This window comes from Brevibacillus porteri (genome assembly GCF_003013475.1).
Lineage (GTDB): Bacteria > Bacillota > Bacilli > Brevibacillales > Brevibacillaceae > Brevibacillus > Brevibacillus porteri.
In genome coordinates this window covers 35,597-62,088 of the sequence record NZ_PXZO01000049.1, presented here as the reverse complement: position 1 = coordinate 62,088, position 26,492 = coordinate 35,597, and the positions used below count along the sequence as shown (strand labels likewise).

Genomic DNA, 26,492 nt, shown 5'->3' with positions numbered 1-26,492 from the left:
CTTCGAGTTGACCACCTACGATGCTCACACAAAGTAACTTTTTATTTCCTGCACAATGCTCGTCAAAAACATTTGTTAATAGGTGTGAAAATGATGATGTGTGTTCAGTCTTCCTTGTGGGTAACTTTATGTTGAGCAAAGTGGTCAACATTTTGGCAAGCGTTCACACACACATGAACCGCTCATTACACGCGAGCAGTTTGAAGCCGTACAGGAGAAAATGAAAAGCTGTTCGGGTATTTCGGGGACGGGGGCGTAAATCTCTATTTGCCAGAGTCGCTTTCTGTACGGATTGTGGAGCAGGAATGAATTATAAGAATGACCGCCATTCTTATGTCTGCTCTACTTATCAAAAGAACACGTCAATAAAGTGTTCCTCTCATATCATCAAGCATGACGTTCTCAAGCAAGTTGTATTGGACAACCTAAAGACCTTATTCAGAACTCCCTTAACATGCGGTCCCTTGTTGACGTAACTATACAACGAGCCGGAGATAAAGAAGGACAACACTGTAAAGGAACTGGAAAAGGTTCAGCACGAAATAGGTAAACTGGACAAGGAAATCATTCAGCTTACAAGGAAATGGTCAAGCGGCGACATTGATAAGGAGATGCTTAATGCTTGTTGCGGTGCTTTCAGAAACAAACGTCAAGCATTAGAAGAAAGAAAGGGGGCGTTGCCACAATTCGGCTAGCCCCTTCTTTCCGTCAATATTACGCATTCCACATGTGTTGAGGTGACAGGGAGTACAAACCTTATTTAAAGGAATGACATTTGCTCACAACGGGGTGGCTGAAATAATTGCTCTACATTTAGAATCACGCGGAAACGATGAAAATTGTTCAGTAAAAACAAATCCTCAAATTTAGAATGCAAAATAGATTAGATTATTGAATAGTTAACCCAATTTCCTCGAACACCACCCATTTTTTCGAAAAAAAGTTGTGCTCTGTTATTTTGAATAGACGTTATCCAAGTCATGTGAGCAAATCCCTGCTTCTGTGTGTACCTTTGACATTCTAAAAAAAGTTGTGATTCCACTTCTGTATCTCTGTATTGCTCAAGTACAAAAAGGTCGTTCATTAAGGTAATTTTATCTGCTTTCATAGTGCTGATTGTAAAGTATAAGGTAGCAAAGCCAATAAGCTTTCCCTCTTGTTCTACTACAAACTGTACACCTTGTTGTTTCTCTAAAAGAGTCTGAATCAAATTATGTATTTTTTCAGTGCCTGGCCAAGGGTTCTGATAAAAACCAACTACGTATTCATGCATTAACTCGGTCAAACTGTTTACATCATCAGCAGCGGCGCTTCGTATGATAAATGACATCATAAATCACCCCTATTTTAATTAAGTACAGTTTACTTAGTTGTATCTTTTCTATCAAGTCTCACTACCGACTCCACATGTGTGGTGTAAGTAAAGATCACATCGACGTTACACTCCCCAGCTATTGCTGCAAGAAATGTTGTGTTGGAAGGGTATGCAAGAAATCTTAAAACTACACTAACTTAATTCAGCTTATCTATCTTTCCGAAATCTTCAAAGTCCCCCGGTGACTTCCTCCAGCAAGACAATATCTTCTCCTTGCTGTTGTCTTTTTTTAATATTTTCTTTCCCCCAAGAACACATAACTTCAACGATCTTATTCGCTGTAACTCCATATTCCGTGAGGCTATATTCGACTTTTGGCGGCATTTGCTGGTACACATATCTTCTTACGAGTCCATCCTTCTCAAGTTCGCGAAGCTGCTGGATCAGAACCTTCTGTGAAATACCGTGAATATTGCGCTGTAATTCGCTTGTTCTCTTTACACCGGACATTAATAAGCATATGATCAGAGCTTTCCACTTTCCTCCGATTATTTCAAGTGTTGCCTCTATGCCCAGATTGTATTGTTTCATAGAATAACACCTCGTTCATGTCGACTCGGACTGAAAATTTATTGTTGCATATATACTTTTCTGAGTCCAGTACATACTTTGAAGTAACCATCTTACTTTATTGTGTGTATTTTCTTTTTTTTATGCCTGCAAGATAATCATGGTATCCAAAAAATGAGGCGAGGCATTTTGAGGATTTATTCTTGAATATGGGCCTGAGAAGGGAGATTTCATAATGAAAACATTGGTGATTTTGGCACACCCGAACCTTGAGGTTTCAAGGGTAAACCAGCGCTGGAAAGAAGAACTGCTGCAATATCCAAACGATATTACCATTCATGAGATTTACAAAGAGTATCCTGACTGGAACATAGATGTTGCCAGAGAGCAACATCTATTAGAAGAATATAACCATGTTTTCTTGCAATTCCCGTTGTATTGGTACAGTTATCCGCCTCTATTGAAAAAGTGGTTTGACGATGTTTTTGCTTTCGGATGGGCTTATGGATCAAAAGGTGACAAGCTGAAAGGGAAACAGTTTGGACTTGCCATGACCATCGGCGATAAAAAAGAAAATTATTCGCCAGAGGGCTCTGTTTCTTTTACCGTGGATGAAGTGATTGCGCCTTTCAAAGCCAGTACAAGACATGTGGGCGCAGTGGCACTCCCCTATTTTGCTGTCTTTGGGGCATCATTTCAGGCTAGCGATGAGGAGATCAATCACAGTGCGAAAGAATATGTCAATTATATCTTTAATTATCAACAGAAACCAAGCTCTTCCGTGTTAGCTGTAGATGCAGCTGTTAAGTGCAATTGATGCAAATATATGGGCTATCCCAAGTCTTTAGCAAAGACTTTAAGGATAGCCCCTTATCCTATCCACCAATGCATCTCAATTATTAAACTTTTCTCACCAACAATGAGCAACATTCCACATGCCCCGTATGCGGAAACATATCCACCGGCTGCACTTCCTTCACCTCATACCTCTCCGCCAGCATCTTCAAATCCCTCGCCAACGTAGAAGGATTACAAGAAACATAAACCACTCTCTCCGGCTGCATCTCCAAAATCGTCGTCAACAACGCCTCATCACAACCTTTGCGCGGCGGGTCAACGACAATCACATCCGCCCGTATGCCATTCTCTTTCCAAGCAGGAATGACAACCTCCGCAGGTCCAGCCTCAAACGTCGCATTCTCCACACCATTCAACTGCGCATTCCGATTCGCATCCGCAATCGCTTCTGGCACAATCTCTACCCCATACACATGCTTAGACTTCTGCGCCAAAAACAGCGAAATCGTCCCGATACCGCAATACGCATCAATCACCGTCTCCGCACCAGTCGCCCCCGCGTACTCCAGCGTCTTGTTGTACAGCACCTCGGTCTGCGCAGGATTAACCTGATAAAACGAACGCGCCGAAATGGCAAACTTGATCGGACCGATATAATCGTAAATCACATCACTGCCCCAGAGCGTCACGGTCTTTTTCCCAAAAATAACGTTGGTCTTGTCCGGGTTGATGTTCTGCACGATACTCGTCACGCCAGCTACCTGTGCACGAATCGCTTCCACCAGCTGATCTCGTTGCGGAATCTGCTCCTCTGTCGTTACGAGCACGACCATGACTTCTCCCGTCTTGACGCCAACCTTTACAACCACATGACGCAGCAAGCCTGAATGGCGAACCTCGTCATAGGCCGTGATATTCAGCTTGGTCGCCGCCTGCTTCACGACTGCCACCGCTTCATCATTCACCTGATGCTGGATGAGGCATTCATTCATGTCGATGATCGAGTGGGATTTCTCCGCGTAAAAACCGCCGACCAACGCCCCGTTTTCCTCGCCGATTGGTACCTGTGCTTTGTTGCGGTAGCGCCATGGATCGCTCATGCCAAGTGTCGGATGAACGGTAATGGCCCCTTCCCCTTCGACTTGGAAACCGCCAATACGCCGCAGGTTGTCCCGCACGATTTGCTGCTTGTGTCGCAGCTGCTCCTCGTATGCGAGATGCTGCAACGAACAGCCTCCGCAACGGTCGTACAGCGGACAGGGCGGCTGGAAGCGATGGGTACTCGCTTCTACTACTTCTGTCAGCTTGGCAAAGCCGAAGTTTTTCTTCACATGGTCGACGCGCGCATGAACTCGCTCTCCTGCAAGTGCGCCATCTACGAACAGCGTATATCCTTCAATCCGGCCGACTCCTGCTCCTTCGTGGTTCAGTCCGGTTATCTCCACTTCCACGGTTTGTCCGACACGTACAGGAACGTCCAGCTCCACTTTGGCTGTCGGGTGCGGACCGCGCCGCTTCTTTGTTGTCTTCGCCACTATCTATTGCTCCTTTTATCTTGCTCTATAGGTTTTCGTTTTCGCTCCAGGAAGCATGCAGGGATGCACAGCGAAAAGCGGCATCCCCACGGCTTATTGCTATTCATTTTACTATCTTCTTACGGGACGAACAACTCGATATGCCCCGGCAACGCTTCCACCACGCAAGGCAGCTGTCCGCCCAGCTCACCGTCCAGATTGAGCTGAACCGTCTCTCCGCCCGGCGAAGTGGCTTTGATGTAATCTGCCTGGAAATACAGGATGTTCGGGTCCTTCAGGTGCTCGCCGCGAACTGCCTGTGTCGCCAAGCGAATAAACTCCGCAATATTCAACTTCTTCACGACGATGACATCTAGCTTGCCGTCTGACAAATCGGCTTCCGGAGCGATGTTGTCAAAGCCGCCTACCGAGCGGCTATTGGCGATGAGAAATACCATGATTTCTTCATCCAACAGCACCTCTTTGCGGCTCTCCAGACGTACACGGATCGGGTGCAGCGACGGCAGCTTCTCCAATCCCTTGACGTAATACGCCATTTGTCCAATCAGCGTTTTCAGCTTGCTCGGGACCTCATAGGTCAAATTCGTCAGTGAGCCGCCACCCGCGATGTTCATAAAATAGCGGTTGTTGATGCGCCCTAGGTCAATGCGTTTCTTCTTGCCCATGGCGACAATCTCCGTTGCACGCGTGATCGATTTTGGTATACCGACCGCCCGGGCAAAATCATTGCTGGTTCCGCAGGGGATTATTCCTAGAGATGGACGTGCTTTATGCTCTGCCATCCCATTTACTACTTCATATATGGTTCCATCTCCACCAGCGGCCAGGATGACGTCAAAACCGCGAGCTACTGCACGAGCAGCTTCTTCTGTCGCATCATCTTCCCCTTTGGTCGCATAGCATGAAGTTTCATATCCGGCCGACTCCATTAAATCGAGGATTTCCGGCAATCGCCGACGCACGATCTCCCGGCCGGAGCTTGGATTGTAGATTAATCTGGCTCGTTTCAAGGCAGATCCCTTCTTCCTTCCCTCGCTCACGGGGGTACTCTCTTCCATCATATCCTGTATAGCCATTTTTGGGAATCGCTATGCTCCATATAGCGTGATAAGATAGAAAAAGATGGAAAACAAGGAGATAGGGGAGACGCTTGTGGAGAAGATCATCGTGGGAGTAGATGTGGGTGGCACTGCAATCAAGATGGCTTTGATTACGCCAGAAGGCAAGCTGGTGACAAAAATGCAAGAACCGACGCCTGTTGCTGATGGCGAGGATGGCATTTTGCAAAAAATCGTAGACATGTCTCATGATCTTCTTGCGCAGCATGACTATTCTCTTTCACAAGTCTGCGGAATCGGTGTAGGAGTACCCGGACCCGTTGATGGCGGAAAGGGGATCGTCTTCCAAGCGGTGAATCTTCACTGGCGCCAACCCGTTTTATTAAAAGAAAAATTGGAAGCCCTTACAGGTCTGCCAGTCGCGGTCGACAACGATGCCAATGTCGCAGCCCTCGGGGAAATGTGGCAAGGTGCAGGCCAAGGGGCACAAGACCTCGTTCTCATCACGCTCGGCACAGGAGTAGGTGGAGGTGTTATCCTCAATGGAAAGGTCATCCATGGCATCAACGGTGTTGGCGGCGAAATCGGTCACATCACCATGACCCCGGATAGCGGTGCCCCCTGCAATTGCGGTAAAACAGGTTGTCTCGAAACATATACGTCTGCGACTGCTATCATTCGTGAAGGGCGATTTGCCGCTACAAACGGTTCAAGCCCGGCGCTTGCCGCTGTACTAGCCACCAAAGGAAACATTGCAGCGAAGGATGTCCTCGAGGCAGCCGTAGCAGGAGACGCAGCAGCTCTAGCCATTACCGATCAAGTGGCGCTCTATCTCGGTCTCGCTCTCTCTCATTTGGCGAATGTACTGAATCCCGCGAAGTTTATGATCGGTGGAGGCGTGGCCGCAGCAGGTGACTTCCTCTTTTCCCGAATCCGTGAATCATTCAAACACTTTGTTCCATTCACCTATGTCATCGAGTCCACAGAGATCGTTCCGGCCGAACTCGGCAATGATGCGGGTGTGTACGGTGCGGGCTGGTTAATCCGCTCACAGATGAACGAAGCCTGATCAGGCCACATAAAAAAAAGAAAATGGACGCTCCTGCACGTGAAGCCTCACAGCAAGAGCGTCTTTTTGGTATAGCTTTATGAAGAAGCCTGACTGGGTGCCAGCTCTGACTCGCCACCTTTCCCCGAAACAATCAGCGCAGCACCGACGAGCACTGCACATCCCCCCAACAACTGGAGCAGGCTAAAAGCTTCGCCAAACAACAATGCCGAAAACCCAAACGTGACCACAGGCTCCAGCGTGCTTAGCACCGACGCTTTGGTTGAGCCAATCAGTTGCAAGCCGCGGAAGAAAAAACTGATAGCGACCACCGTAGAAAAAACGACGATCCCCAGCAGCGACCACCACCCTTGTACCGCAAAAGAGAGGTCGACACCTCCGTCTTTTAGCGCAATGAAAAAGGTAGATATGGTAGCAAACAGGGCAATGTACGCAGACGTTACATAGGACGAGACGCCTTTTACCACTCGATTTCCCACCACAATATAAACGGAATAAAACAACGCCGCTGCAAGCGCCAACAGCACGCCAATCGGCTGAATCCCGCCAAATGACAAGCCGAGCACCAGTCCAAGACCAACGAGTGTAATCAGCATGGCGATGACAGTCTTTTTCGTCAACCGCTCCTTCTCGACGAAGTAGCTCAGTATGGCAACAAACACCGGAAATGTGTACAGCAGCAAAGCCGCCATGGAGGTCGGGATGTACTGCACCGCCGAGAAAAAGCTAAGGGATTGCAGGGTGTACAAAATCCCTCCGAGACAAAACATCGCGAGCACCTGTCTTTTATCCAAGCGAAGCGACTCCTTACGCCAGAGCAGCAAACCAAAAAACAGGGCAGCCGCCAATAAAAACCGCAAAAACAAAAGCGTTGAAACAGACACACCCGCTTCGTAGGCGTACACAGCAAAAATAGACATGACGCCAAAACCAGCAGCCGATCCGAAAATATAGAACACACCGACATACAGCGGATTCACAACATTTCACCAGCTTTCTCAAAATGACAGCGACGAGTGATGCGACAGGTCTGAAAATGTTACGATCAGTGCTTCAACCCCGCCCCTTCTCTGCGGAATATGCGCGACGCGAGAAAAATGGTGAAAACCACATAGATAAGCAAAGAGCCAATCCCCAGGAGTGCATGCATCGGGTCCACCTTGCCATAAAACACTTCCTTGGACAGTGCGACACCGTTGAACACGGGCATCACGTAGTAATGCGTAGGGATGTCGACCGGACTGACTGGCATCAGCATATATGAGGGAACCATCGCCAAAAATAGGACAGCACTCATGTACGTCTGCCCCTCTTTAAAAGACTTGGCAACCGTACTCAAAACAAGCTCCAACCCTGCAAAGAGCGCCGCCAACAACAAAATAGTCACGATGAGCACCAACAAAGTAACAGGCGAGAAGAAAGCGAGTGTAAAATGATCTCCTTCCGTCCCCATTGGTCCCAGACGCATGGCCAGCGTGACAGAAATCAGTGACGCTACTGCCCCCATGCTACTCATAGTCATGACAGCCAACAGCTTTGCCGTGAGGATGTGCTGGGCTGCAATCGGCGCCGTCAACAACGATTCGAGTGTTCCCCGTTCTTTCTCACCAGCGACGAGATCATTCGCTGCGGCCATTCCCGCGGATGCGAGTGAGACTACCAACATCAACGGAATGATGCCAGCCAGCATCCCTCCCGACTTCCTTTCCTCAGAGGCTGCATTTTGAAAGGTGGAGACAATCGGTTGAATCGTCTGCTCGGACAAGCCCGCTTGGTTCAGCCTTTTCGCTACGACGTCTTTGCTGTACGCCTCTACTGTCTGCTCGATCAACGTACGGGCATAGACAGATTTTTGATTGGTGGAGTCATAGGCAACTGATAGCTTTGCTGTTTTTCCCGCCGCGATCTCTTCATCGAAGCCAGCAGGAATCGTCAAAATGGCGCGCAGATGACCTGCTTGCAGTGCTTGCTCCGGATTGGCTGGCTCTAGGATTTGAACGGCAGGATTTTTTTGCAAAGACGTAATCAATGAGGATGATCCTTGAACAGCTAACGGGATGTACTCCCTCGCTTCTTTTTCCACATTGCTATAGGATGTTCCCAACAAAAAGAAGACGAACGGAATGACGAGCAATGGCACCAGAAGCGTCCCCATCCACGCCTTGCGATCGCGAAACAAGTCCATCAGTTCTTTTTTCAGTACGGTCCAAACGACATGCGAGCCCATCAGCCTTCGCTCCCTTCCACGACAGCCATGAAAATGTCGTCCAGATCCTCTGTCCCAAACTGCTCGCGCAACGTATCCAATCCTCCGGCGAACCGCAGCTTACCCTTGTGCATGAGCGCAACCCTTTTGCACAGCTTGTTAATCTCGCCCATGTTGTGACTGGAGAACAGAATCGTCTTCCCCTCTTCTTGCAGCTTTCTGACCATTCTTCGAAAGATTGTAGCAGCCGTTACATCCAGTCCTGTCGTCGGCTCATCCAGCAAAATGACATCCGGATCGTGTACCAGCGTCCGGGCAATCGCTACCTTTTGCTTCATTCCCCGGGAAAAGGCCCCTACTCGCCTGTCGATAAAATCATCCATCTCAAGCATCCGGCTCAGACTATGAATCCGCTCCTCAAGCCTCGCTTGCTCCAATCCGTATAGACGACCAAAGTACGCGATATTTTCCCGCGCTGTCAAACGGCTGTAAAGACCCACATCTCCCCCGAATAAAATGCCGATTCTGCGGCGCACTTCAAGCGGTTGCTGTCGAACGGAAAACCCACTAATCTCGATGTCTCCCTCGGTCGGGGTCAAAACTGTCGCCATCATGCGCATCGTCGTTGTCTTACCCGCACCGTTTTCTCCGAGAAGTCCGTATACCTCGCCTGCCTCGACGCGAAACGATACATGCTGGACCGCTGCGATTTCCTTGAATCGCTTGCTAACATCCTTGACCTCAATCAACAGCAGTCCCTCCTCTCCCGTATTTTCACTAGAATCGCACCTTCAGTAAGTACGATGCCCGCTTTTCTCCCGTAAACGTCACCTGTACGACACCCGTCCGCCCATGCAAAACCCTCGGTATAGCGCCAGTGACTTGGAATTCCCGCCGCTTCTCATCGACTCGCGCGACAGACACGGAGCCTGGGGGAGAAAAGACCTGGTCGCCTTCCAATGTGTAAAATGAAAGGGTGATTTCTCCCGCTTGCCCGTGTGCCTCTCCCGAAAAACGGATGATCTCGATCATTCCTGACACCGCTGACACTTCCGTGAGGTCAAAAAGCGGATGACGCAGGTTCGCAAGCGTCTGCCCGTTTTTCCAGTCCTGCAAAAACGCATCAAACTCCTGTACAGCAACCATCCTCGCTGCCGAGGAAGTCGTAGGGACATGCGAAGGTATTGCACCAAAAATAAGCGCAGAAGACGCCATCAACAATGGCAACCAAATAGAAAGCATGCTAATTCCCTCCAATAATTGGTGCCCTTAGCATGCCCTCACAAAAGTTACCCGTATGTGTCTTTGGCGAATCAGAATCTTTTGACTTTGAAAGCTGTAACTCTCATATCCTACAACGGATAGCGCTCTTTCCACTTTGTCAGGGAAAAGTCTTCAAACAGCGCGACGAAAGACTCCGTATCGTTAATATAATGACGGGTTTCTTTTGCCTCTGGATGTTTTTCTAGATACAGCGTTGCTACCAAATGGCTGACAGGAACACCTTCTGCCTCTTGATCGTAAATGCCCCGCTCAGCGAGCACTTTGCCAAAATAACGCACATAGGTGACTGTTATTGTTTTTTCTTGACCATCTTCTTGCCACGTAGAAATGGAACGATCAAATGTATCAGACGGTGATCCACCTTTTCCAGGTGCCACACTTTCTCCTGCAACAGAAATGAGCTTCATGTACTTCCATCCTCCTTTTTCTTCCTGTACGTTCATTATAGGGGAGAGTGGAAATTGTTACAAATTGCTTTGTCATCTGCCATTGGAAAAACCACTGCCTTTATTTGTCTGATACACTAGACAGAACGATTTAAAAAACTCCGAAATTTTTTCGCATCCCGTGTCAGATAATCCGTGAACCAGAAGTCTACATAGTAAATCAACAAATCACGAGGAGTTTTTGCGATGGAACACTTGGTTATCAAGCCTAAGACTCAAGAAGAACAAGACCAGACAGACGACGAGACTTTGGTAGAGCAAGCAAAAGCCGGAGATCAGGAGGCGTTTAGCGAGCTGGTCAGGCGTCATCGCTCCAAAGTATACGGCTATGCACGGTCGTATACACAAGAAGCCTTTCTTGCCGAAGACATCGTTCAGGATGCTCTCATTCGCGCCTTTTTGCACCTTGGAACACTGGTGGATAGCCGACGTTTCCTCCCTTGGCTGCATCGGATTGTGCGCAATCAAGCATACACGCGTCTGGCGAAGGGTCCGCAAAAAAGGGAAACCGTCTTCTCGAGTCTAGGCAAACAGACGTATGAGCAGGAACCGACTGACTGGGAGGACCTCGATAGTATCCTGCACAGGCTGGGACGGTCTTGGTCACACTCTGCGCAGAACACCAATCCCGAAGAGGTCATGGTGCGGCGTGAACTGTTTGAGACGATCAGGAGCCTGCTGTACTGCCTCAATCCTCGGGAGAAACGCATCGTGGAATCTCATTTTTTCGACCATTTGGCCCCTCATGAGATCGCCCACATGTTCCAGATGTCCCAGGCGAATGTCTACCAAGTGCTATCGCGTTCTCGCAAAAAACTGATTCAGGAAAAAACTCGTGTCGTTGTTGATCAATACATGAAGACGAGAAAGGTTGCGGGGAGTATGAAACAAGCAGTATTAAATAAACCAGAAGCATTCACTATGCCTACTTGGATTACTTGCGCAGCAGCACTATACGGATTGGTAGAATCGACCGATCGAAAAATGTCTTTGCCGATGATCCTTGGCCTGAGCGGGCATGCCTTTCGCCTGACAATCGTCCCTGAAAATATCCACATTGCGGGTCCGACGATGTTTCACTTTCAGCGGGTCTTGCAGCAGGGTTTGAAAAACATGGGCTTTGAATCTCGTGCCGTCACCTCGTATCATCTTTCCTGCGAACCAAGCATGAATGCCAATCAAGTAGAACCTTCGCTGCTCAGCCCGGAAGCACGCCATAAGCGTCAGCTGTCTGTCCTCTTGCCAGAAGCATTGGAGCTGGTTCACCGTTCCATCGACAAAGGGCACCCTGTGCTTGCTTGGGACCTGTTCATGCCAGAGTTCGGATTGATCTACGGCTATGATGATGAAAAAAGAGTGTTTTACGCAGGAGACAACTGCCGAAACGACAGTACCATTCCTTATGAAAACTTGGGACGGGGTATCCTCGAGGAGCTATTTGTCCTTGCCATCGACCGTGCGGTTCCAATCGATCAACGCACGATGCTCGCAAATGCCCTCCAATCTGCACTCGTTCATTATCGTGGAGAAGAACCGCAGGACGCGAGTTGCGTCAATGGTCTAGCCGCTTATGCTGCTTGGCAGGAAGCCTATGAAAAGGGAACGGTCGAGTCGAATGGCAACGCGTATACGACCGTAGTGAACGGGGATGCACGTCGCTACGCCTCTCTTTTCTGGAGCGAAATCGTTGATACGTGGACAGATTTTGTGTTAGATGAGGTTCGTCCGCTGATGAAAGAAGCGGCTAGCTTGTACGGGGCGATTGCCAATGACTTTGACACGTTAAGCAAGCTCTTCCCATTCCCGGCTGGAGGCGAGCCGAACGATTCGGAGCAGGGCAAGCAGGCTATTGCGTTGTTGCAGGCGATTGAGCGAAATGAGCGCGAAGCTGTATCCATCCTGGAACAAATTCAGGCGGGGCTTGAGAATAAAGCAGGAAAGTAAACCGAAAGAAGTAAGGCGATTTATGGTCGCCTTACTTCTTTTAGGTTATTGCTCCATTCAAACTTCCCGCTTACTGCATCTACGGTTGGCCAGCCCTTATAGGTATCAATTGTATAGACGAGCTGAAGATAAGGAGATTTTTTGCCATTGTAGGTTGGCCAGAAGTAGGACAGCTTGAGCGGAAGATTCTTTGCTGCCAGATCAGCAGCTTGCTGTGCAGTCACAGATGGTTTAAGTACTGGAAGTCCGCCTTCCTTGTTCGGCATAGTTGGAAAGAAATATACGACTTGGCCGCTCTTCATTTCGATCACGACCCAATAGTTGTGATCTAGCACAGGCAGTCCGTTTTGGAGCCTATGAAACCTGAATGAATAATTGTCTGTATGTCTTTCCTTAACCTTATATAATTCCATCATCCAGTCGGCCAACACCGCAGGTTTATATGGATCGAATATCTCTACTTGCCATTCATTAGCCGAAATCGGAGCATACGATTCAAGGACGGTAATCGCTTTTTTTAGTGCTTCTTCCCTCGTTAATGGACTAGACAGGTTTTCCTTTCGTGTCCAATCCATAGCATTGATAACCTGTCCAGTAGATTCGTCCACCGTAAGGCGAATATCCAATCCACCATGATCTTCCCAAGAATAAACGAAGTCTCCCCAAGTATTCCTTGCATCATAGGGCATATTCGTGAGCTTTTTATCTGTTCCAAACAAATTTGTAACAATTTTCTCTGCATCGGCTCGGTTTGAGACAATCAGTGAGTTCGCTTGTGGATTGATCGTAATGTTCTTCACATGGACAGGGTTTCGTTTTCCATCGTCTACGATCTCTAATCCGCTAGGCGCCTCAATCTGCTTTCCTGTTACAGCATCCAAAAATGGTGATGTTCTCCATGCATATTGTATACTCGGTTTGCCATCGTTCCCTTCCTGAACATATCCGTAGTCGAAATGATCGGGGGTGAATAACTGCTCAGCGACGGCTTCTGGTGCCAATGCCGATTTTGGATCAGGAACCTTGGTATCTTCCAAATCAAGTGGTTGAAAAGACAAAGTTAAAAGATGACCTTCGTAATCCGTGACCATGTATATGCCTGTCACGATCCCTCTATCTACTTCCAAACCATTCAGCATAGCAGGATATTCTATGTACCGAAATCTGACTATCTCGGGACGCTTCTCCTTAATTTGCGATAACTTAGGAGCACCTGTCATTTTCCGTTTATCTGACCATTGTACGGCGAGAAAAAGTTTTTCTGCACGCTGCAATAAAACCTCGTCCGTTACTCTCCCTTTAGAATTCCAGATATCCAGGGTTGCGCTATAGTCGAGCATTTCCCCGGTTTCCCTATCAAAAGCGAGAGAGGCCCCAACGTACTCATCTTTTGGATGACTCATGTATAAGACTATTTCATTACCCGTTCCAAGTTTAACGGTTCGCACTGTCAACGTTTTTAATTCGGGCTCCAGCTCTTCTAAAGCAGCTACGATTTGAGCCGCGCCTTCCGGGAGTTTCATCTCTTCTGGCGCTGGGGCTGCTGTGCTTTTTAGGAGGATTTCAGGGCTTGCAGCCAATGCCTGTCCACTTGTTCCAAAGAGTATCGTTGCTACTGTTAGAACAATTGATAAGCCTTTTATGAACATGTTGATCAAGCCTTTCTCTCTTCCTGTCTCGTATTTCTTCTATTCGGGCTACTATTCCTCTATCTCGTCCCACGTAAACGATCCGTTTACGGCATCTACAGTTGGCCAGCCTTTGCTGGTATCGAGCTTGTAGGCAAGAATGGGAGCATTATGATCACTGGATGTCGGCCAGATGTAAGTCAGCTTTACCGGTACATTTTTGGCGAAAATTTCGGCAACCTGCTGGTCTGTTACGGATGGTTTGAGCACAGGATATTTGCGATCCTCCGCGGGAACTGAGGCCAGGAACTCTGCGACTTGTCCTTTCATTGGATCAATAACTACTCCATAAGAATACTCCATGGCTGGTATACCGTTTTGTTTCTCGAAAAATAAAAAGCCGTACTGCTCGATGGATTTCTTTTCCTCAGTCTCTTGCTTGTTATCCCTATTCGAAAGAACCTTCAGAGCCAGTGGATCTTCTGGTTTGATTCGTTCGTACATTTCGACTTGCCATTCGGATTTTTTAGCATAAGGCTCCAGGAAAGCAATCGCCTTTTGTAACGACTGTTCTTTGGTGAGCGGAGCAGGAAGATATGGGATATGCGTCCAATTCAGATAACCACCAATCTCTCCTGTCATTTTGTCCTCCACTACCGAAGCGTAATTCACTTCAACATAGTTCGCCCAATAATGATTGATTATGCCGTCCTGCTCCTCCTTTCGATAGGTCGAATACGTCTTCTTCGTATCTATTCCAAACAGGCGCTCTAAAATTTGTGTATCCGTTGCATTTTTCTCAATGAATGGCTTTGCCTGGGGCTTCAAGGAAATATTTTTCAGATCAGCAGCATTTAGCTTGCCTTCCCCATTTTCTTCCCCCCATCCATCAACGATCTGCTTGCCTGTCAGTGCATCAAATATTGGAGATGTTCTTAGCTTATACGCTAACCCAGGCTTACCTTCACTACCTTCCCATACATATCCATGCTGGATTCGTTCAGGTGTAAAAATCTGCTTCTGGATCGCCTCTTTTGCGACAGCTTTTTTCGGGTCAGCAACCTGCACTCCCTTCAAATCGAGCGGTTCAAACGAGACCCCGATTAAATGACCCGCGAAATCCATGTCTACATCTATGCCAAAACGCGTTCCTTCTATTTCCAGACCGTTCAACAGAATCGGATAGTAGACATTTCGGAATTCAATTGACTCTTCCTCATCATCCACGTATGTTGACAATTGTGGGGCATCCGTCATGCTCCGCTTCTTCGATCCAAGCAACTCCTCAACGGCTTTATCGGCTTTTTTCAAAATGGCCTCATCTGTTGCTTTTTCTTTCTGATCCCAGATGATGGTCGCAGCCTCGAAGCCAACCATCTCACCGCTATTGCGATCAAAAAGGATATACGCATCCTCGTGTATGTTGTCTGGATGATGCATAGTCAAGACCACTTGATTTTCATCTTGCTCCGAAATGAAGACTTCCCGCACCGTCAAAGCTTTCAAAGCAGGCTCCAGCTTCTCCAGCGCAGCGACAATCTCTACCGCACGAGTAGGCAGCTTGACTTGTTCTTCCGATGGAGTTTCTGCATTTTTCAAGATCATTTCCGGGCTTGTAGCAAATGTCTGGGCACCCGTTCCCAGCAGCATGGTTGTCACTGCAAAAGCAGCCGTTGCACTTTTCCAATTTTGTTTCATGAACATTTCTCCTAATCAATTATGATGATAGCTACGCATTCTATCTTACTTTTTTTCCACTATTTAGCATAGCTTATAGCACAAAAAAACAGCACTCTCCCCTTCCAGAGAAAGTGCTGTCGTATGTTTTGCCTACAGGCTGTTCAATACTTCCTGAATCAACTTGTTTACCATTCCCGGGTTTGCCTTGCCTTTGGTTTGCTTCATCACTTGACCCACGAAGAAAGCAGCTGCTTTTTCGTTTCCGGCTTTGAAGTCTGCCACGGCTTGCGGGTTGGAATTGACCGCATCGACGACGACTTGACGCAGAGCGCCTTCATCGCTAATTTGGACAAGTCCTTTTTCTTCGACGATCTGCTTCGGCTCTTTGCCGGTCTCGACCATCTCTTTGAAGACGGTTTTGGCGATTTTGGAGGAAATGGTTCCGTCCTCGATCAGCTTGATCATCTCACCCAAGCCTTTTGGTGTCATTTTCACATCAGCAAACACCAGATTGTTGGCGTTGAGGTGTGCCAACAGGTCAACCATCAGCCAGTTTGCTACGGACTTCGGCTCTGCTCCTGTTTTCACAGTCTCATCCAAGAAATCAGCCGTCTCCTTGGAGATCGTAATGACTCCGGCATCATCCTTAGACAAGCCAAACTCGTTCACGTAGCGTGCCTGACGAGCATCTGGCAGCTCTGGAATGGTTGCGCGAACCGCTTCAATCCACTCCTCGGAAATCTGCATGCGAACCAGATCCGGGTCTGGGAAGTAACGGTAGTCGTGCGCTTCTTCTTTCGAACGCATCGTCAACGTCTTCTTGTTCGCTTCATCCCAACGGCGTGTTTCCTGAACGACCTTGCCACCGGAAGAAACTACCTCCGTCTGACGCAGTACCTCGTACTCCAAGCCCATTTGTACGTTGCGGAAGGAGTTCATGTTTTTCAGCTCAGCCTTGGTTCCGAATTCTTCTTGACCATACGGGCGGATGGAAACGTTAGCATCGCAACGCAGAGAGCCTTGTTCCATGCGAACGTCAGATACTTCGGTGTACTGGATGATCGCTTTCAGCTTTTCCAGATACGCACGTGCTTCTTCCGGTGTGCGGATGTCTGGCTCAGAAACGATCTCGACGAGCGGTACCCCTACGCGGTTGAAGTCTACCAGAGACTCTCCGCCAAAATCGCTGTGCGTCAGCTTACCCGCATCCTCTTCCAAATGCAGACGAGTGATGCCAATGCGCTTCGTCTCACCGTTTACCTCGATGTCGATCCAGCCATTGTAGCCGATCGGCTGGTCAAACTGCGAGATTTGGTACGCTTTTGGCGAGTCTGGATAAAAGTAGTTCTTGCGGTCGAACTTGGTCTCGCGGGAAATCTCGCAGTTGAGGGCGAGTGCTGCTTTCATCGCGAATTCTACCGCTTGCTTGTTCGTTACAGGCAGTACACCTGGATGTCCCAAGCAGATCGGGCATGTATGTGTATTCGGCGGTGCACCAAATTCAGTCGGGCAGCCGCAAAAGATTTTACTGTTGGTCGATAGCTCGGCGTGAACCTCCAAGCCGATGACGGTTTCGTATTTGCTCATGCTCTTACCCCCTCACCCATTCCGGTTTGCGGCCGTAGAAGCCTGCTGTTTGCTCATACGCATGGGCTACGCGCAATACGGTGGATTCGTCAAATGCACGACCTACGATCTGCAAACCGATCGGCAGACCGTTTTTGGAGAATCCGCACGGCACGCTGATTGCTGGCAGTCCAGCCAGGTTTACAGGAACGGTACAAATATCTTCCAGATACATTTTCACCGGATCATCTACGTTTTCGCCTACTTTGAAAGCCGTAGAAGGCGTGGTTGGGTGCAGGATTACATCGTAGTCAGCAAAAATGTTGTTGAAGTCCTGAATGATCAGGGTACGAACCTGCTGCGCCTTTTTGTAGTAAGCATCGTAATAACCAGACGAGAGCGCGTAGGTTCCGAGCATGATTCGGCGCTTCACTTCTGGGCCAAAGCCTTGGCTACGGGATTCCTTGTACAGCTCGATCAGGTTTGCCGCATTGTCTGCGCGCACACCATAACGTACGCCGTCAAAACGAGCCAGGTTGGACGAAGCTTCAGACGAAGACAAGAGGTAGTAAGCTGGTACTGCATATTCCGTGTGCGGCATGGAAACCTCGCTCCATGTAGCTCCCATGCTCTCCAGCTGCTTCAATGCTGCCAGAACAGCATCGCGAACCTCAGGGTCAATCCCTTCTCCGATCAACTCTTTCGGTACCCCGATACGCAGTCCTTTCACATCTCCAGTCAACGCGGACAAGTAATCCGGTACGTCCACATTGGCAGAGGTAGAGTCGTATTCATCATGTCCCGCAATCGCTTGCAGCACATAGGCAGAATCCTCAACGTTTTTCGTCACAGGTCCGATTTGATCCAGCGAGGACGCGAACGCAACCAGCCCGAAACGGGATACGCGTCCATATGTAGGCTTCAAGCCGACAACGCCACAAAAAGCAGCAGGCTGACGGATGGAGCCACCTGTATCAGAGCCGAGTGTGAAATAAAAATGACGCGCAGCCATTGCCGCCGCTGAGCCACCGGAAGAGCCTCCCGGAACGTAGTCGGTGTTCCACGGGTTTTTCGCTGGGAAAAAGCCGGAATTTTCGTTGGAGCCGCCCATCGCAAACTCGTCCATGTTCAGCTTCGCAACGATGACCGCATCGGCATCCTTGACCTTTTTGGAAACAGTCCCGTCATGGACAGGATCATAGTTCGCCAAAAATTTGCTCGCGCAAGTCGTGCGAACGTCTTTTGTAACCAGGTTGTCCTTCAGTCCGGCAGGCAAGCCGTAGAGAAGACCCAGTTCCTCATTTCCTTTGACCAGACGCTCGTCCAATTGACGGGCATGAGCCAAGGCTCCCTCTTCATCTACATGCAGGACGGATTTGATTTCTCCGTCATGCTCCTTGATGCTAGCAATGGAAGCCTGCACCAGATCCGTTACCGAAATCTCTTTTGCGCGCAGGGCGCTATGTATTTCAGACAATCGCTTGTCAAACAGCGACACAGTGGGTTCCTCCCTTCTCGTTATCCAGTAGGTTATTCAAATACAGCCGGTACTTTAAACTGCCCGTCTTCGTGATCCGGTGCGTTTTTCAGCACGTCCTCACGCGGCAGGGACGGTCTGTTTACGTCTTCGCGCATGACGTTTTTCACGTCTGTAGCATGACTGGTTGGCTCAATATTGGATGTATCGAGCTCATTCAGCTTGGCTGCAAAATCAAGAATCGCATTCAGGTCTTTTGTGTACCGCTCCGCTTCTTCCTCAGTGAGCTGCAAACGGGCCAAATTAGCTACGTGTTCTACTTCTTTGCGAGTAATGGCACTCATTCTTTCCACCTCCGAATCGTATCACATAACTTTGATCTTACTTGAAAAGAGCAGGTTCAGTCAATTTTCGTAGGGATTTCAACAGGAAAAACAAATAATGTTCTCGACAAAAAAATATTGATCGATTATTCGCTAATAAAAACTTTGGCTCGCTGTTGTGGTGGGGAGGAAACAGGAGAAAACGCTCAGCTTCATGTCCCACCCGCTGGGGGATTCACTGCCCGACTCCATGCAAAAAGCGAAACCGCGTCCAAAGTAGTCCTTTCAGGATGTGTTTCAGAGGTGGACGCTTAAGAGCGTGTTTCGCTTTTTGCATTCCGTCTCGGTCGGTGTACCAAAGATCTTCGCTTTTTTCTCCTGTTTCCTCTACGAGCGTTCAGTGTTAAACGGGTCTAAAAGACTTAAAAGATGGGAGAATGTAATCAGTTACGACAGAGAAGAATATTTCCAGACGTAGCGACTTGTGGAGTCCTACCAAGCGGAGAAGGGATGAGCGGGCAAAAGAAACGCAACCGTGCCCGTGCCGACGTAGCGGCTACCACTTTTGCGTTTCCCCGCAAATCCCTTCGGAGCGGGCAGTCTGAGCCCTCAGCAGGACGGAGCCTGGAGCCTAGACTGGAAATATTCTTCTCCCCACCACAGCCACATCTACTAGAAAACTTCATCTCCTAAGAAAAACAAGCCCAAGGCATTTGCCCTGGACTGTGCGTCTTCTATCTCTTGCTATTCAGCCTTCTTTTTCGCCAAGGCCTGCCCCATCAAGAGAGACTTCCCTTTTTCAATGCCCGTTGCCCATTCGAGCTCGTTGGACTCCAACAACAAAATGACGGTGGATCCAAATTCGAACCAGCCCAGCTCCGCCCCTTTTTCATAACGAGGTGTCCCAGCAATCTTCTCGTGGGTTTGGCGCCCATGCTTGATATTCGTCGTAGCTGTGTTGTAGCAGACCTTCACGCTTCCTACAAACAAAGCTCCTACTTTAACCAAAGCCATATCGCCCAGGCTATCTGTTTTGATGTGAGTTACCAAGCGTTCATTGCGGGCAAACAAACGGTCTACGTTTTCAATCCCGAGCTGGTTGACTGGATAGAGTCTGCCAGGCAAATAGCAGTAACAGCTCAAATCGCCCGTTACCGGCATATGAATCCGGTGATAGTCCCTTGGACTCAAATAAATGGTGATAAATTTACCACCGTAGTAACGCTTGGCCTCTTCCTCCGAACCGCCCAACAGCTCGCTCACACTGAACTCTTTTCCCTTTGCTTGAATCAAGGTGCCTTCGCAAATATCACCTAACTGCGAAACAGTTCCATCTACCGGGCTGACGATGGTATCTGGGCCAGGTGCAATCGGTCTCGCTGCGGGCTTCAGGCGTCGGGAAAAAAACTCCTTCAGCGTGCGGTATTCCGAAGCCGGCTTTTCTATGATGGACGTATCAATTTGATAGTGCTTTATGTATCGTTGAATGGCTAATCGACTAAAGGGAGTAGCGGTAATTTTGCCCATTGTCCGTGACATCGCGTTTTGTGGCAAGCGATGAATGAGACCTGGGAGCAGCTTTTTGCCCATAAGAAATGCTCCTTCGTAAAACAACAATACCCTTACTTTACCACTTCTGCTAACTGCCAGTAAACCCCGCACTATTACCAGAGGTTCATCATTTTCTTCGACGGTCTTGCTATACTATAATCATTCTAACAAGCCAACTATCAGGAGATATCGGTTATGGTGAAGAAGCTCGATTTTACTACCCTTGTCAGTCAACATGGAGATATCCTAACCAGTCTGTTCGATCATATGTCGGACATGTTCTTTCTCATGGCTGTCGAACAAGCTGCGGACGGGGAGTATCAGTTCCGCTATGTCTTGATGAATCCATCCGCTATGCACAATGCTCAATTGTGCGAGGAAGCATACGGAAAAAGGTTTGAAGACGTTTATCCATATGAGAAAGCAAGCTTATTGCAACACATGTACACACAAGCAGTAATAAGCGGGAGTCCGACCCACTTTACCGCCAACGGGGACATTGTTGGCGAATCCATTCTTTCTCCTGTCTACGATAGTAATGGCGTATGTACGCATGTATTTTCCATTACCCGCGATGTGACCGAACGCACAAACCTGGAGTCACAGCTGGCCTATATGGCGTATCATGATGTGCTCACAGGATTACCGAACAGGCGCCTCCTCTCCGAAAAGCTCCAGCAAGCTCTACGTGCTGCCCAATCAAAAGAGGAGATAGTCGCTGCCCTCTATTTGGACTGTGACCGCTTTAAAGAAATTAACGATACCTGGGGTCATGACACTGGAGATTTGTTTTTGCAAATGTTGGCTACACGCCTCAAATCATCCGTTCGAGATGGAGATATTGTCGCACGTCTGGGTGGAGACGAGTTTGTCATCGTTCTGACCGGCATTCACTCCGAACGTCAGGTTGAAAAAATTGCGAACCGTATCCTGCTTGCGACTCAAGAGCCGTGGATGATCGAGGACCGGGCCATACCGTTCTCGACAAGCATAGGCATTGCCCTCTACCCGGCATCTGCAAGCGAAGCGGAACAACTGTTGAGCAATGCAGACAAAGCACTTTATCAGGCCAAAAAGACAGGGCGCAATCGTTTCTTTTTCTTTGACTCCATTTGATTATTGACTATAAAACAAAAACACTGCCAAGACGGAGAACAGCAAACTCACCACATACAGAATGATGACCGTCTGCTTCGTAGACAACCCCCGGGACATGAGCCGATGATGAACATGTCGACGATCCGCTTGGTACATGGGGGAGCCTGCCAAAAGCCGACTGATCATGACCTGTACAGTGTCTATGACGGGCAAGCCTACTGCCAGCACAGTCACGACTAATGAAATGAGCGTAGCCCCTTTCATCGTTCCTTCCAACGAGATCACGCCGAGAGCGAATCCCAAAAACATCGATCCCGCGTCACCCATAAAAATTTTCGCCGGATAAAAATTAAAGCGTAGAAAAGCGAGTGCAGCACCTGCCAGTGCGACTGCCAATAGTGCCGTTAATTCTTGACCTTTGAGCATCGATAAAAAGAACAAGGTCACCGCTGAGATCACAGTAGCACCTGCAGCGAGTCCGTCCACCCCATCCAAAAAATTGACCATATTGATCAAGCCGACGATCCACAGCACGGTCATCAGCAGGGAAACCAGGATTGGAAATGAGATATACATCCCTTCCTCTCCCCCCAGCCACATGAAATTGATTCCCCGAAAGCGAATATCCATGAAGAATGTCAGCGTCGCTACCAATAACTGCACCATCAGCTTCGGCAGTGCCGGAAACTCTTTTTTCTTCGACTTGTATGTATCGTCTACCCATCCAATGGCCACCAGCATGGCCCCTCCAACTGCCAAAACTGCAACGGTTTTTTGCGCCCCTGCAAAAAAAGTTGACACCAACAAGAGACCGACGAACATCGCCAACCCACCTGATAATGGGATCGGTCTGCTATGTCCCTTTCTTCCCTTTGGCATATCTAGCAGCTTTGTTTTCCAAGCCAGCCAATTTGCTACTGGCATTAACAAATACACAACAAAAAACGAGGAGAGTCCTGACACGATATAAGTAAACAGTTACCCTCACCTGCTTTGCCCTTCATTTTGTCTTTAGTGTGGACAAAATGGGAACAAAAAAGCCGCCCTTGTATAAGAGGCAGCCTTTTTTATTGTGAAGCTTACAGTTTTTCGGAAACCATTTTTGCTTGTGTGAAGAGCAAGAGGTAGTCTGGTCCACCCGCTTTGGAGTCTGTACCGGACATGTTGAATCCTCCGAATGGATGTACACCTACCAAAGCGCCTGTGCACTTGCGGTTGAAGTACAGGTTACCAGCATGGAACTCTTCGCGTGCACGCTCCAGGTTTTCACGGTTGCGGCTGATGACAGCGCCAGTCAAACCGTACTCGGTGTTGTTCGCGATTTCCAGTGCATGATCGAAATCGTTCGCTTTCGTGAACGCTACCACTGGGCCGAAGATTTCTTCTTGCATAATGCGAGCTTGTGGATCTACATCTGCAAATACAGTTGGCATGATGAAGTAGCCGGATTCTGGACCTTTTTCGCCACCTGCAACCAGTTTGCCTTCTGTTTTACCAATCTCGATGTACTCGAGGATTTTGTTGTATGCTTTCTCGTCAACTACAGGACCTGTGTAGAACTCGTTGGTTCTGATGTCGCCGACAGTCAGTTGTTTGGTCAGCTCTACTACGCGGCCCAGTACTTGATCGTACACGTCTTGGTGAACGATCGCACGGGAGCAAGCGGAACATTTTTGACCGGAGAAGCCGAATGCAGAAGCCACGATGGACTGTGCAGCCAACTCGAGGTCGCAGTCGTTGTCAACCACGATGGAGTCTTTACCGCCCATTTCGGCAACCAGACGCTTCATCCATTTTTGACCTGGACGATGTTTCGCAGCCAGTTCGTTGATACGCAGACCTACGTCACGGGAACCTGTGAAGCTGATGAAACGAGTCAGGTTGTGCTCTACGAGGTAATCGCCGATTTCGCTACCGGAACCTGGTACGAAGTTCACAACACCAGCTGGTACGCCAGCGTCTTCGAGGATTTCCATGAATTTCGCAGCGATAACTGGAGTAGTAGAAGCAGGCTTCAATACAACAGTGTTACCCGCTACGAGAGCTGCTGTCGTCATACCAGCCATGATCGCCAGAGGGAAGTTCCAAGGTGGGATAACGATACCTACGCCAAGTGGAATGTAGTACAGTTCGTTGTCCTCATCCGGGATACGTGGCAAGTCATGGCGCTGGGACAGCTTATCCATTTGACGTGCATAGTATTCCATGAAGTCGATTGCTTCTGCTGTGTCAGCATCAGCTTCTGGCCAGCTTTTTCCTGCTTCTTTTACGAGCCAAGCAGAGAACTCATGCTTGCGGCGACGCAGGATTGCTGCTGCTTTATACAGATAGCGGGAACGTGCTTGTGCAGGCACCTTTTTCCATGTTTCGAAAGTGCTAGCAGCTGTTTGGATCGCTTTTTCAGCCAGTGCTTGGTCAGCCTGGGAAACAACGCCCACTACTTGTTCTTTATTAGAAGGGTTGAAGGAGCTGGATTTCTTTTCAGTTGTGATGCGTTCTCCGCCGATGATAAGCGAATACTCACGGCCAAGCTCACTTTCTACCTTAGCGAGCGCTTCTTCAAATGCCTTTTTATTTTCTGGCAGACTAAAATTGGTGAACGCCTCGTTTTTGAATTCCACTTGCATCTGTGACGCCTCCTTATCGATATCTTCCATGTTTCGGATCACTCATAAAACATATGCAAGGATCATACCAACCAAACAATTAAAAGCTCGACTCTATTAGTGTTTGCATTTTTTCCGAAAAATCACCGCCAAGATTCAAGAAGTATTTCGAACACTTTTGTACATGCAGCGTTCATCACTTTACACTTTTGTTCAATCGACTATCTTTTGTGTACAAAAAAACACCCGACTTACTCACCTTTTCAGGCGATCATTCGGGTACTTGTTGCTTTTCCTTATTGTCTGTAAATATGCATATACGGCTCACCACTTGTCGGTCGAATGTAGAGCGACAATGGTTTGTTCATCGACTGCACGTACATGTTGACATGGACGTTCTTATCGAATAGTTGGTTGATACTGCCCGCTGCAAATTGAGTAAACTGCAATACCTCTGTTCTGGAGTCATACTCTGCCGTAGCTGTGATTGTCATTTCCGTCAGCCTGCCATCCATGAAGCGCCCCAGACCAGTCATCCCGATGTACTCACCGAAATAACCCTTAGACTGGCGCATGAGCTTATCGTACTGCAAGGACACTTCTGGGTACTTCTTCTCAGCCTCAGAGCTTGGGAATAGTAAAAACTCCTCTTCGATCGGCAGCCACTTGGATACCGTTGCTTCATTCGCCCCTACAGTTCCTGACATGATAAAGTGACCTGGCACCAGAGAAGAATTCGCTTCCGGTACTTGATACATCAAAATCAATATCGGAACCTGCGGGCTGTTGGCACGTACAGACTGCACAATACGAGCTGCGACCTGCTGGCCTTTTGCTTGCAGTTCTTGAGTCGTGTAGACCTTGTCCTGACCGGTTGCATCCTGGTAGTTCGGCGAAAGCGACAAGCCCAACACCATGCCAGCCAAGCTCTTATCCTTTTTGTTCAGGTAATCGTGCTCCAACACGTGCACGAGAATTCCGTTTTTCTTTTTCCCGTTGGCCCCAGCCGTCTTTTCTTGTGCGATCCACTGGGTGACTTGCTCTTTTTTCACTACTTGACCTTCTTGGAAATAATAATCGGACGTCGGGAATGTCTCCCGAGCAAACTCCATCAGGCCTAATTCAAGATGACTGAAATCGATGCGATATTTCGTATCCCCAAGCATACCTCGCGTCTGGTTCGGCTGATATGGCGTAATACTGCCGTAGTAATCCTCGGATACTTCCACTACCTCCGACAAGGACGGTGTAGTAGGCTCAGGAGCTTTGTCCTTGCCCCCAGGTATCAACGAGCAGCCAGTCAATGCCATCACAAGAAGTACAGCTGTGAAGAACCTGCATCCTGTCAAAAACTTCACTTTCATAGATTACTCCTTTTCGTATCCAAAAGTGGGCGATGTACAAATCATTCGTTCCACTTGATCCATCGATTGTCTTCGAGCTTATAGATCAATGCCGATTCGCCAATCCCCACCCATTTTGTATCCTCGCCACCTGAAGCAATGACAATCAGCTTTTCTGGTGAGCGAGCATCAAGCAAACGCCATTCGCCCTTGATTTTCTCATAGATACCTTTTTCGGTTGCGACAGCGAGAGTGCCAGTTCGTCTGTTAATGGCGAGCGAATAGATCTGCTGTGCTCCGGGAATCTCCTCTGTCTTCCACTGCCCCTCTTCATTATAGAGCAAGCTGAATTGAGCCGCTACATAGAGTCGGTCTTGTTCGGGATCAAAGTCCATGGCAAATACTTCCTGATCTATCGGTTGCCACAGGCTCCAAGATTGGGCCTCGTCCGTCGATTGATAAATGCCTTCACCCGAGACAAAGGCAAACAGACGTATTTCGCCTCCTTGGCGACTCCCCACAAAGCTGCTGATATTCGCAGGCTCTGGCAACCCCTTGTTGACAGAAGCCCATTTTTTACCACCATCTGTCGAATGAAGAACCCCATCAATCCCGCCGACAAATATTTGCTTCGGATCATCCGGGTCCACAAGCCAACCTTCGATCGCATACTGCTCTAAATCCGTCGAGAGAGAGGCCCACGATCCACCCCCAACCGAGCTATACAGCCCCGAATTGGTACCCACCCATATTTGCTTAGCATCATCGGTCATCATCAGATTGTGAATGGTTGCTCCCTGCTCCAATACGTCCTGATAGGTCAAGTTCCCTTGTAGAGCAAAAGCTGTAACTGTTGGAGGATTCGTATTGGTTTGTTCACTGCCAGTACTGCTGTTACTTCCACAGCCAACCAATTGCAGCATGGCTAATACACCGATTCCCCATTTCAGGAAGCTATTCATGCTCTTCACGTCCCTTCCCTTACTCATCCGTTG

At 48.4% G+C, this 26,492-nt stretch carries 23 protein-coding genes and 2 pseudogenes; 6 read left to right on the top strand and 19 right to left on the bottom strand.

The genetic code is table 11. The annotated features are described in order from the left end of the window. Positions 1–166: 166 nt before the first annotated feature. Together C7R92_RS33500 and C7R92_RS33435 are read left to right on the top strand one after the other, a co-directional pair. A pseudogene (locus C7R92_RS33500) lies at positions 167–259 on the top strand (hypothetical protein); the annotation flags it as partial. Between the two features lie 16 nt (positions 260–275). Then, positions 276–476 (top strand): annotated as a pseudogene (locus tag C7R92_RS33435) (recombinase zinc ribbon domain-containing protein); the annotation flags it as partial. Positions 477–883: 407 nt separating this feature from the next. Here C7R92_RS33435 and C7R92_RS23560 read toward each other — a convergent pair. Then, on the bottom strand, positions 884–1,330 hold the full coding sequence (locus C7R92_RS23560) for a GNAT family N-acetyltransferase (RefSeq protein WP_106835845.1): 447 nt from the start codon (positions 1,328–1,330) through the stop codon (positions 884–886). Positions 1,331–1,543: 213 nt separating this feature from the next. Then, entirely contained in the window at positions 1,544–1,906 is a 363-nt protein-coding gene (locus tag C7R92_RS23555) for a winged helix-turn-helix transcriptional regulator (protein ID WP_106835844.1), read from the bottom strand. A gap of 214 nt (positions 1,907–2,120) precedes the next feature. On the opposite strand from C7R92_RS23555, the gene C7R92_RS23550 reads away from it, so the two are divergent. After that, entirely contained in the window at positions 2,121–2,702 is a 582-nt protein-coding gene (locus C7R92_RS23550; RefSeq protein WP_106835843.1) for an NAD(P)H-dependent oxidoreductase, read from the top strand. A gap of 82 nt (positions 2,703–2,784) precedes the next feature. On the opposite strand, the gene rlmD is transcribed toward C7R92_RS23550, so the two are convergent. Next, positions 2,785–4,218, bottom strand: a complete 1,434-nt coding sequence (gene rlmD, locus C7R92_RS23545) for a 23S rRNA (uracil(1939)-C(5))-methyltransferase RlmD (protein ID WP_106835842.1) — start codon at positions 4,216–4,218, stop codon at positions 2,785–2,787. Positions 4,219–4,337: 119 nt separating this feature from the next. Beyond that, complete coding sequence (locus C7R92_RS23540; protein WP_106835854.1) at positions 4,338–5,228, bottom strand: diacylglycerol kinase; 891 nt, start codon at positions 5,226–5,228, stop codon at positions 4,338–4,340. A gap of 142 nt (positions 5,229–5,370) precedes the next feature. On the opposite strand from C7R92_RS23540, the gene C7R92_RS23535 reads away from it, so the two are divergent. Then, positions 5,371–6,345 (top strand): ROK family glucokinase, encoded by a 975-nt coding sequence (locus tag C7R92_RS23535; RefSeq protein ID WP_106835853.1) that lies wholly within the window; start codon positions 5,371–5,373, stop codon positions 6,343–6,345. A gap of 77 nt (positions 6,346–6,422) precedes the next feature. Here the strand turns inward: C7R92_RS23535 and C7R92_RS23530 are convergent, their stop codons facing one another. The 5 genes from C7R92_RS23530 to C7R92_RS23510 all read right to left on the bottom strand — a co-directional run bounded on the left by C7R92_RS23530 (position 6,423) and on the right by C7R92_RS23510 (position 10,242). Then, positions 6,423–7,325, bottom strand: coding sequence for a DMT family transporter (locus C7R92_RS23530; RefSeq protein WP_106835841.1), 903 nt, complete (start codon positions 7,323–7,325; stop codon positions 6,423–6,425). A gap of 65 nt (positions 7,326–7,390) precedes the next feature. After that, a complete protein-coding gene (locus tag C7R92_RS23525; RefSeq protein ID WP_106835840.1) occupies positions 7,391–8,572 on the bottom strand; it encodes an ABC transporter permease in 1,182 nt (393 codons plus the stop codon). Beyond that, positions 8,572–9,300: an ABC transporter ATP-binding protein gene (locus tag C7R92_RS23520; RefSeq protein WP_106835839.1), complete on the bottom strand. Its 729-nt coding sequence runs from the start codon at positions 9,298–9,300 to the stop codon at positions 8,572–8,574. The genes C7R92_RS23525 and C7R92_RS23520 overlap by 1 nt, the downstream gene beginning before the upstream one ends. A gap of 28 nt (positions 9,301–9,328) precedes the next feature. Next, positions 9,329–9,793 (bottom strand): hypothetical protein, encoded by a 465-nt coding sequence (locus C7R92_RS23515; RefSeq protein ID WP_106835838.1) that lies wholly within the window; start codon positions 9,791–9,793, stop codon positions 9,329–9,331. 110 nt (positions 9,794–9,903) lie between these two features. After that, a complete protein-coding gene (locus C7R92_RS23510) occupies positions 9,904–10,242 on the bottom strand; it encodes a hypothetical protein (protein WP_069847196.1) in 339 nt (112 codons plus the stop codon). A 225-nt stretch (positions 10,243–10,467) separates the two neighbouring features. Between C7R92_RS23510 and C7R92_RS23505 the strand changes: the two genes are divergently transcribed. Further along, positions 10,468–12,225, top strand: a complete 1,758-nt coding sequence (locus tag C7R92_RS23505; protein ID WP_106835837.1) for an RNA polymerase sigma factor — start codon at positions 10,468–10,470, stop codon at positions 12,223–12,225. Positions 12,226–12,245: 20 nt separating this feature from the next. On the opposite strand, the gene C7R92_RS23500 is transcribed toward C7R92_RS23505, so the two are convergent. The 6 genes from C7R92_RS23500 to asd form a co-directional block, all read right to left on the bottom strand. Further along, positions 12,246–13,874 carry a YcdB/YcdC domain-containing protein gene (locus C7R92_RS23500; protein ID WP_106835852.1) on the bottom strand — a complete coding sequence of 543 codons (1,629 nt, stop codon included), beginning with the start codon at positions 13,872–13,874 and terminating at the stop codon, positions 12,246–12,248. 51 nt (positions 13,875–13,925) lie between these two features. After that, on the bottom strand, positions 13,926–15,551 hold the full coding sequence (locus C7R92_RS23495; RefSeq protein ID WP_106835836.1) for a hypothetical protein: 1,626 nt from the start codon (positions 15,549–15,551) through the stop codon (positions 13,926–13,928). A gap of 132 nt (positions 15,552–15,683) precedes the next feature. Continuing rightward, the gene (gene gatB / locus C7R92_RS23490; protein ID WP_106835835.1) at positions 15,684–17,120 is read right to left on the bottom strand and encodes an Asp-tRNA(Asn)/Glu-tRNA(Gln) amidotransferase subunit GatB; all 1,437 of its coding nucleotides are present in this window, start codon (positions 17,118–17,120) and stop codon (positions 15,684–15,686) included. A 4-nt stretch (positions 17,121–17,124) separates the two neighbouring features. Further along, on the bottom strand, positions 17,125–18,597 hold the full coding sequence (gatA, locus tag C7R92_RS23485; protein WP_048031142.1) for an Asp-tRNA(Asn)/Glu-tRNA(Gln) amidotransferase subunit GatA: 1,473 nt from the start codon (positions 18,595–18,597) through the stop codon (positions 17,125–17,127). A 32-nt stretch (positions 18,598–18,629) separates the two neighbouring features. Continuing rightward, the gene (gatC, locus tag C7R92_RS23480; RefSeq protein ID WP_007717539.1) at positions 18,630–18,920 is read right to left on the bottom strand and encodes an Asp-tRNA(Asn)/Glu-tRNA(Gln) amidotransferase subunit GatC; all 291 of its coding nucleotides are present in this window, start codon (positions 18,918–18,920) and stop codon (positions 18,630–18,632) included. Positions 18,921–19,643: 723 nt separating this feature from the next. Further along, positions 19,644–20,489, bottom strand: coding sequence for an archaetidylserine decarboxylase (gene asd / locus C7R92_RS23475; protein WP_106835834.1), 846 nt, complete (start codon positions 20,487–20,489; stop codon positions 19,644–19,646). 156 nt (positions 20,490–20,645) lie between these two features. Between asd and C7R92_RS23470 the strand changes: the two genes are divergently transcribed. Beyond that, positions 20,646–21,566, top strand: a complete 921-nt coding sequence (locus C7R92_RS23470) for a diguanylate cyclase domain-containing protein (RefSeq protein ID WP_106835833.1) — start codon at positions 20,646–20,648, stop codon at positions 21,564–21,566. On the opposite strand, the gene C7R92_RS23465 is transcribed toward C7R92_RS23470, so the two are convergent. The 4 genes from C7R92_RS23465 to C7R92_RS23450 all read right to left on the bottom strand — a co-directional run bounded on the left by C7R92_RS23465 (position 21,567) and on the right by C7R92_RS23450 (position 26,486). Further along, positions 21,567–22,370 (bottom strand): MraY family glycosyltransferase, encoded by an 804-nt coding sequence (locus tag C7R92_RS23465; protein WP_017249798.1) that lies wholly within the window; start codon positions 22,368–22,370, stop codon positions 21,567–21,569. A 257-nt stretch (positions 22,371–22,627) separates the two neighbouring features. After that, a complete protein-coding gene (pruA, locus tag C7R92_RS23460; RefSeq protein ID WP_069847212.1) occupies positions 22,628–24,175 on the bottom strand; it encodes an L-glutamate gamma-semialdehyde dehydrogenase in 1,548 nt (515 codons plus the stop codon). A 275-nt stretch (positions 24,176–24,450) separates the two neighbouring features. Further along, complete coding sequence (locus C7R92_RS23455; protein WP_069847215.1) at positions 24,451–25,518, bottom strand: CamS family sex pheromone protein; 1,068 nt, start codon at positions 25,516–25,518, stop codon at positions 24,451–24,453. Between the two features lie 41 nt (positions 25,519–25,559). Next, positions 25,560–26,486, bottom strand: coding sequence for a WD40/YVTN/BNR-like repeat-containing protein (locus C7R92_RS23450; RefSeq protein WP_069847217.1), 927 nt, complete (start codon positions 26,484–26,486; stop codon positions 25,560–25,562). Between the last annotated feature and the right edge of the window lie 6 nt (positions 26,487–26,492).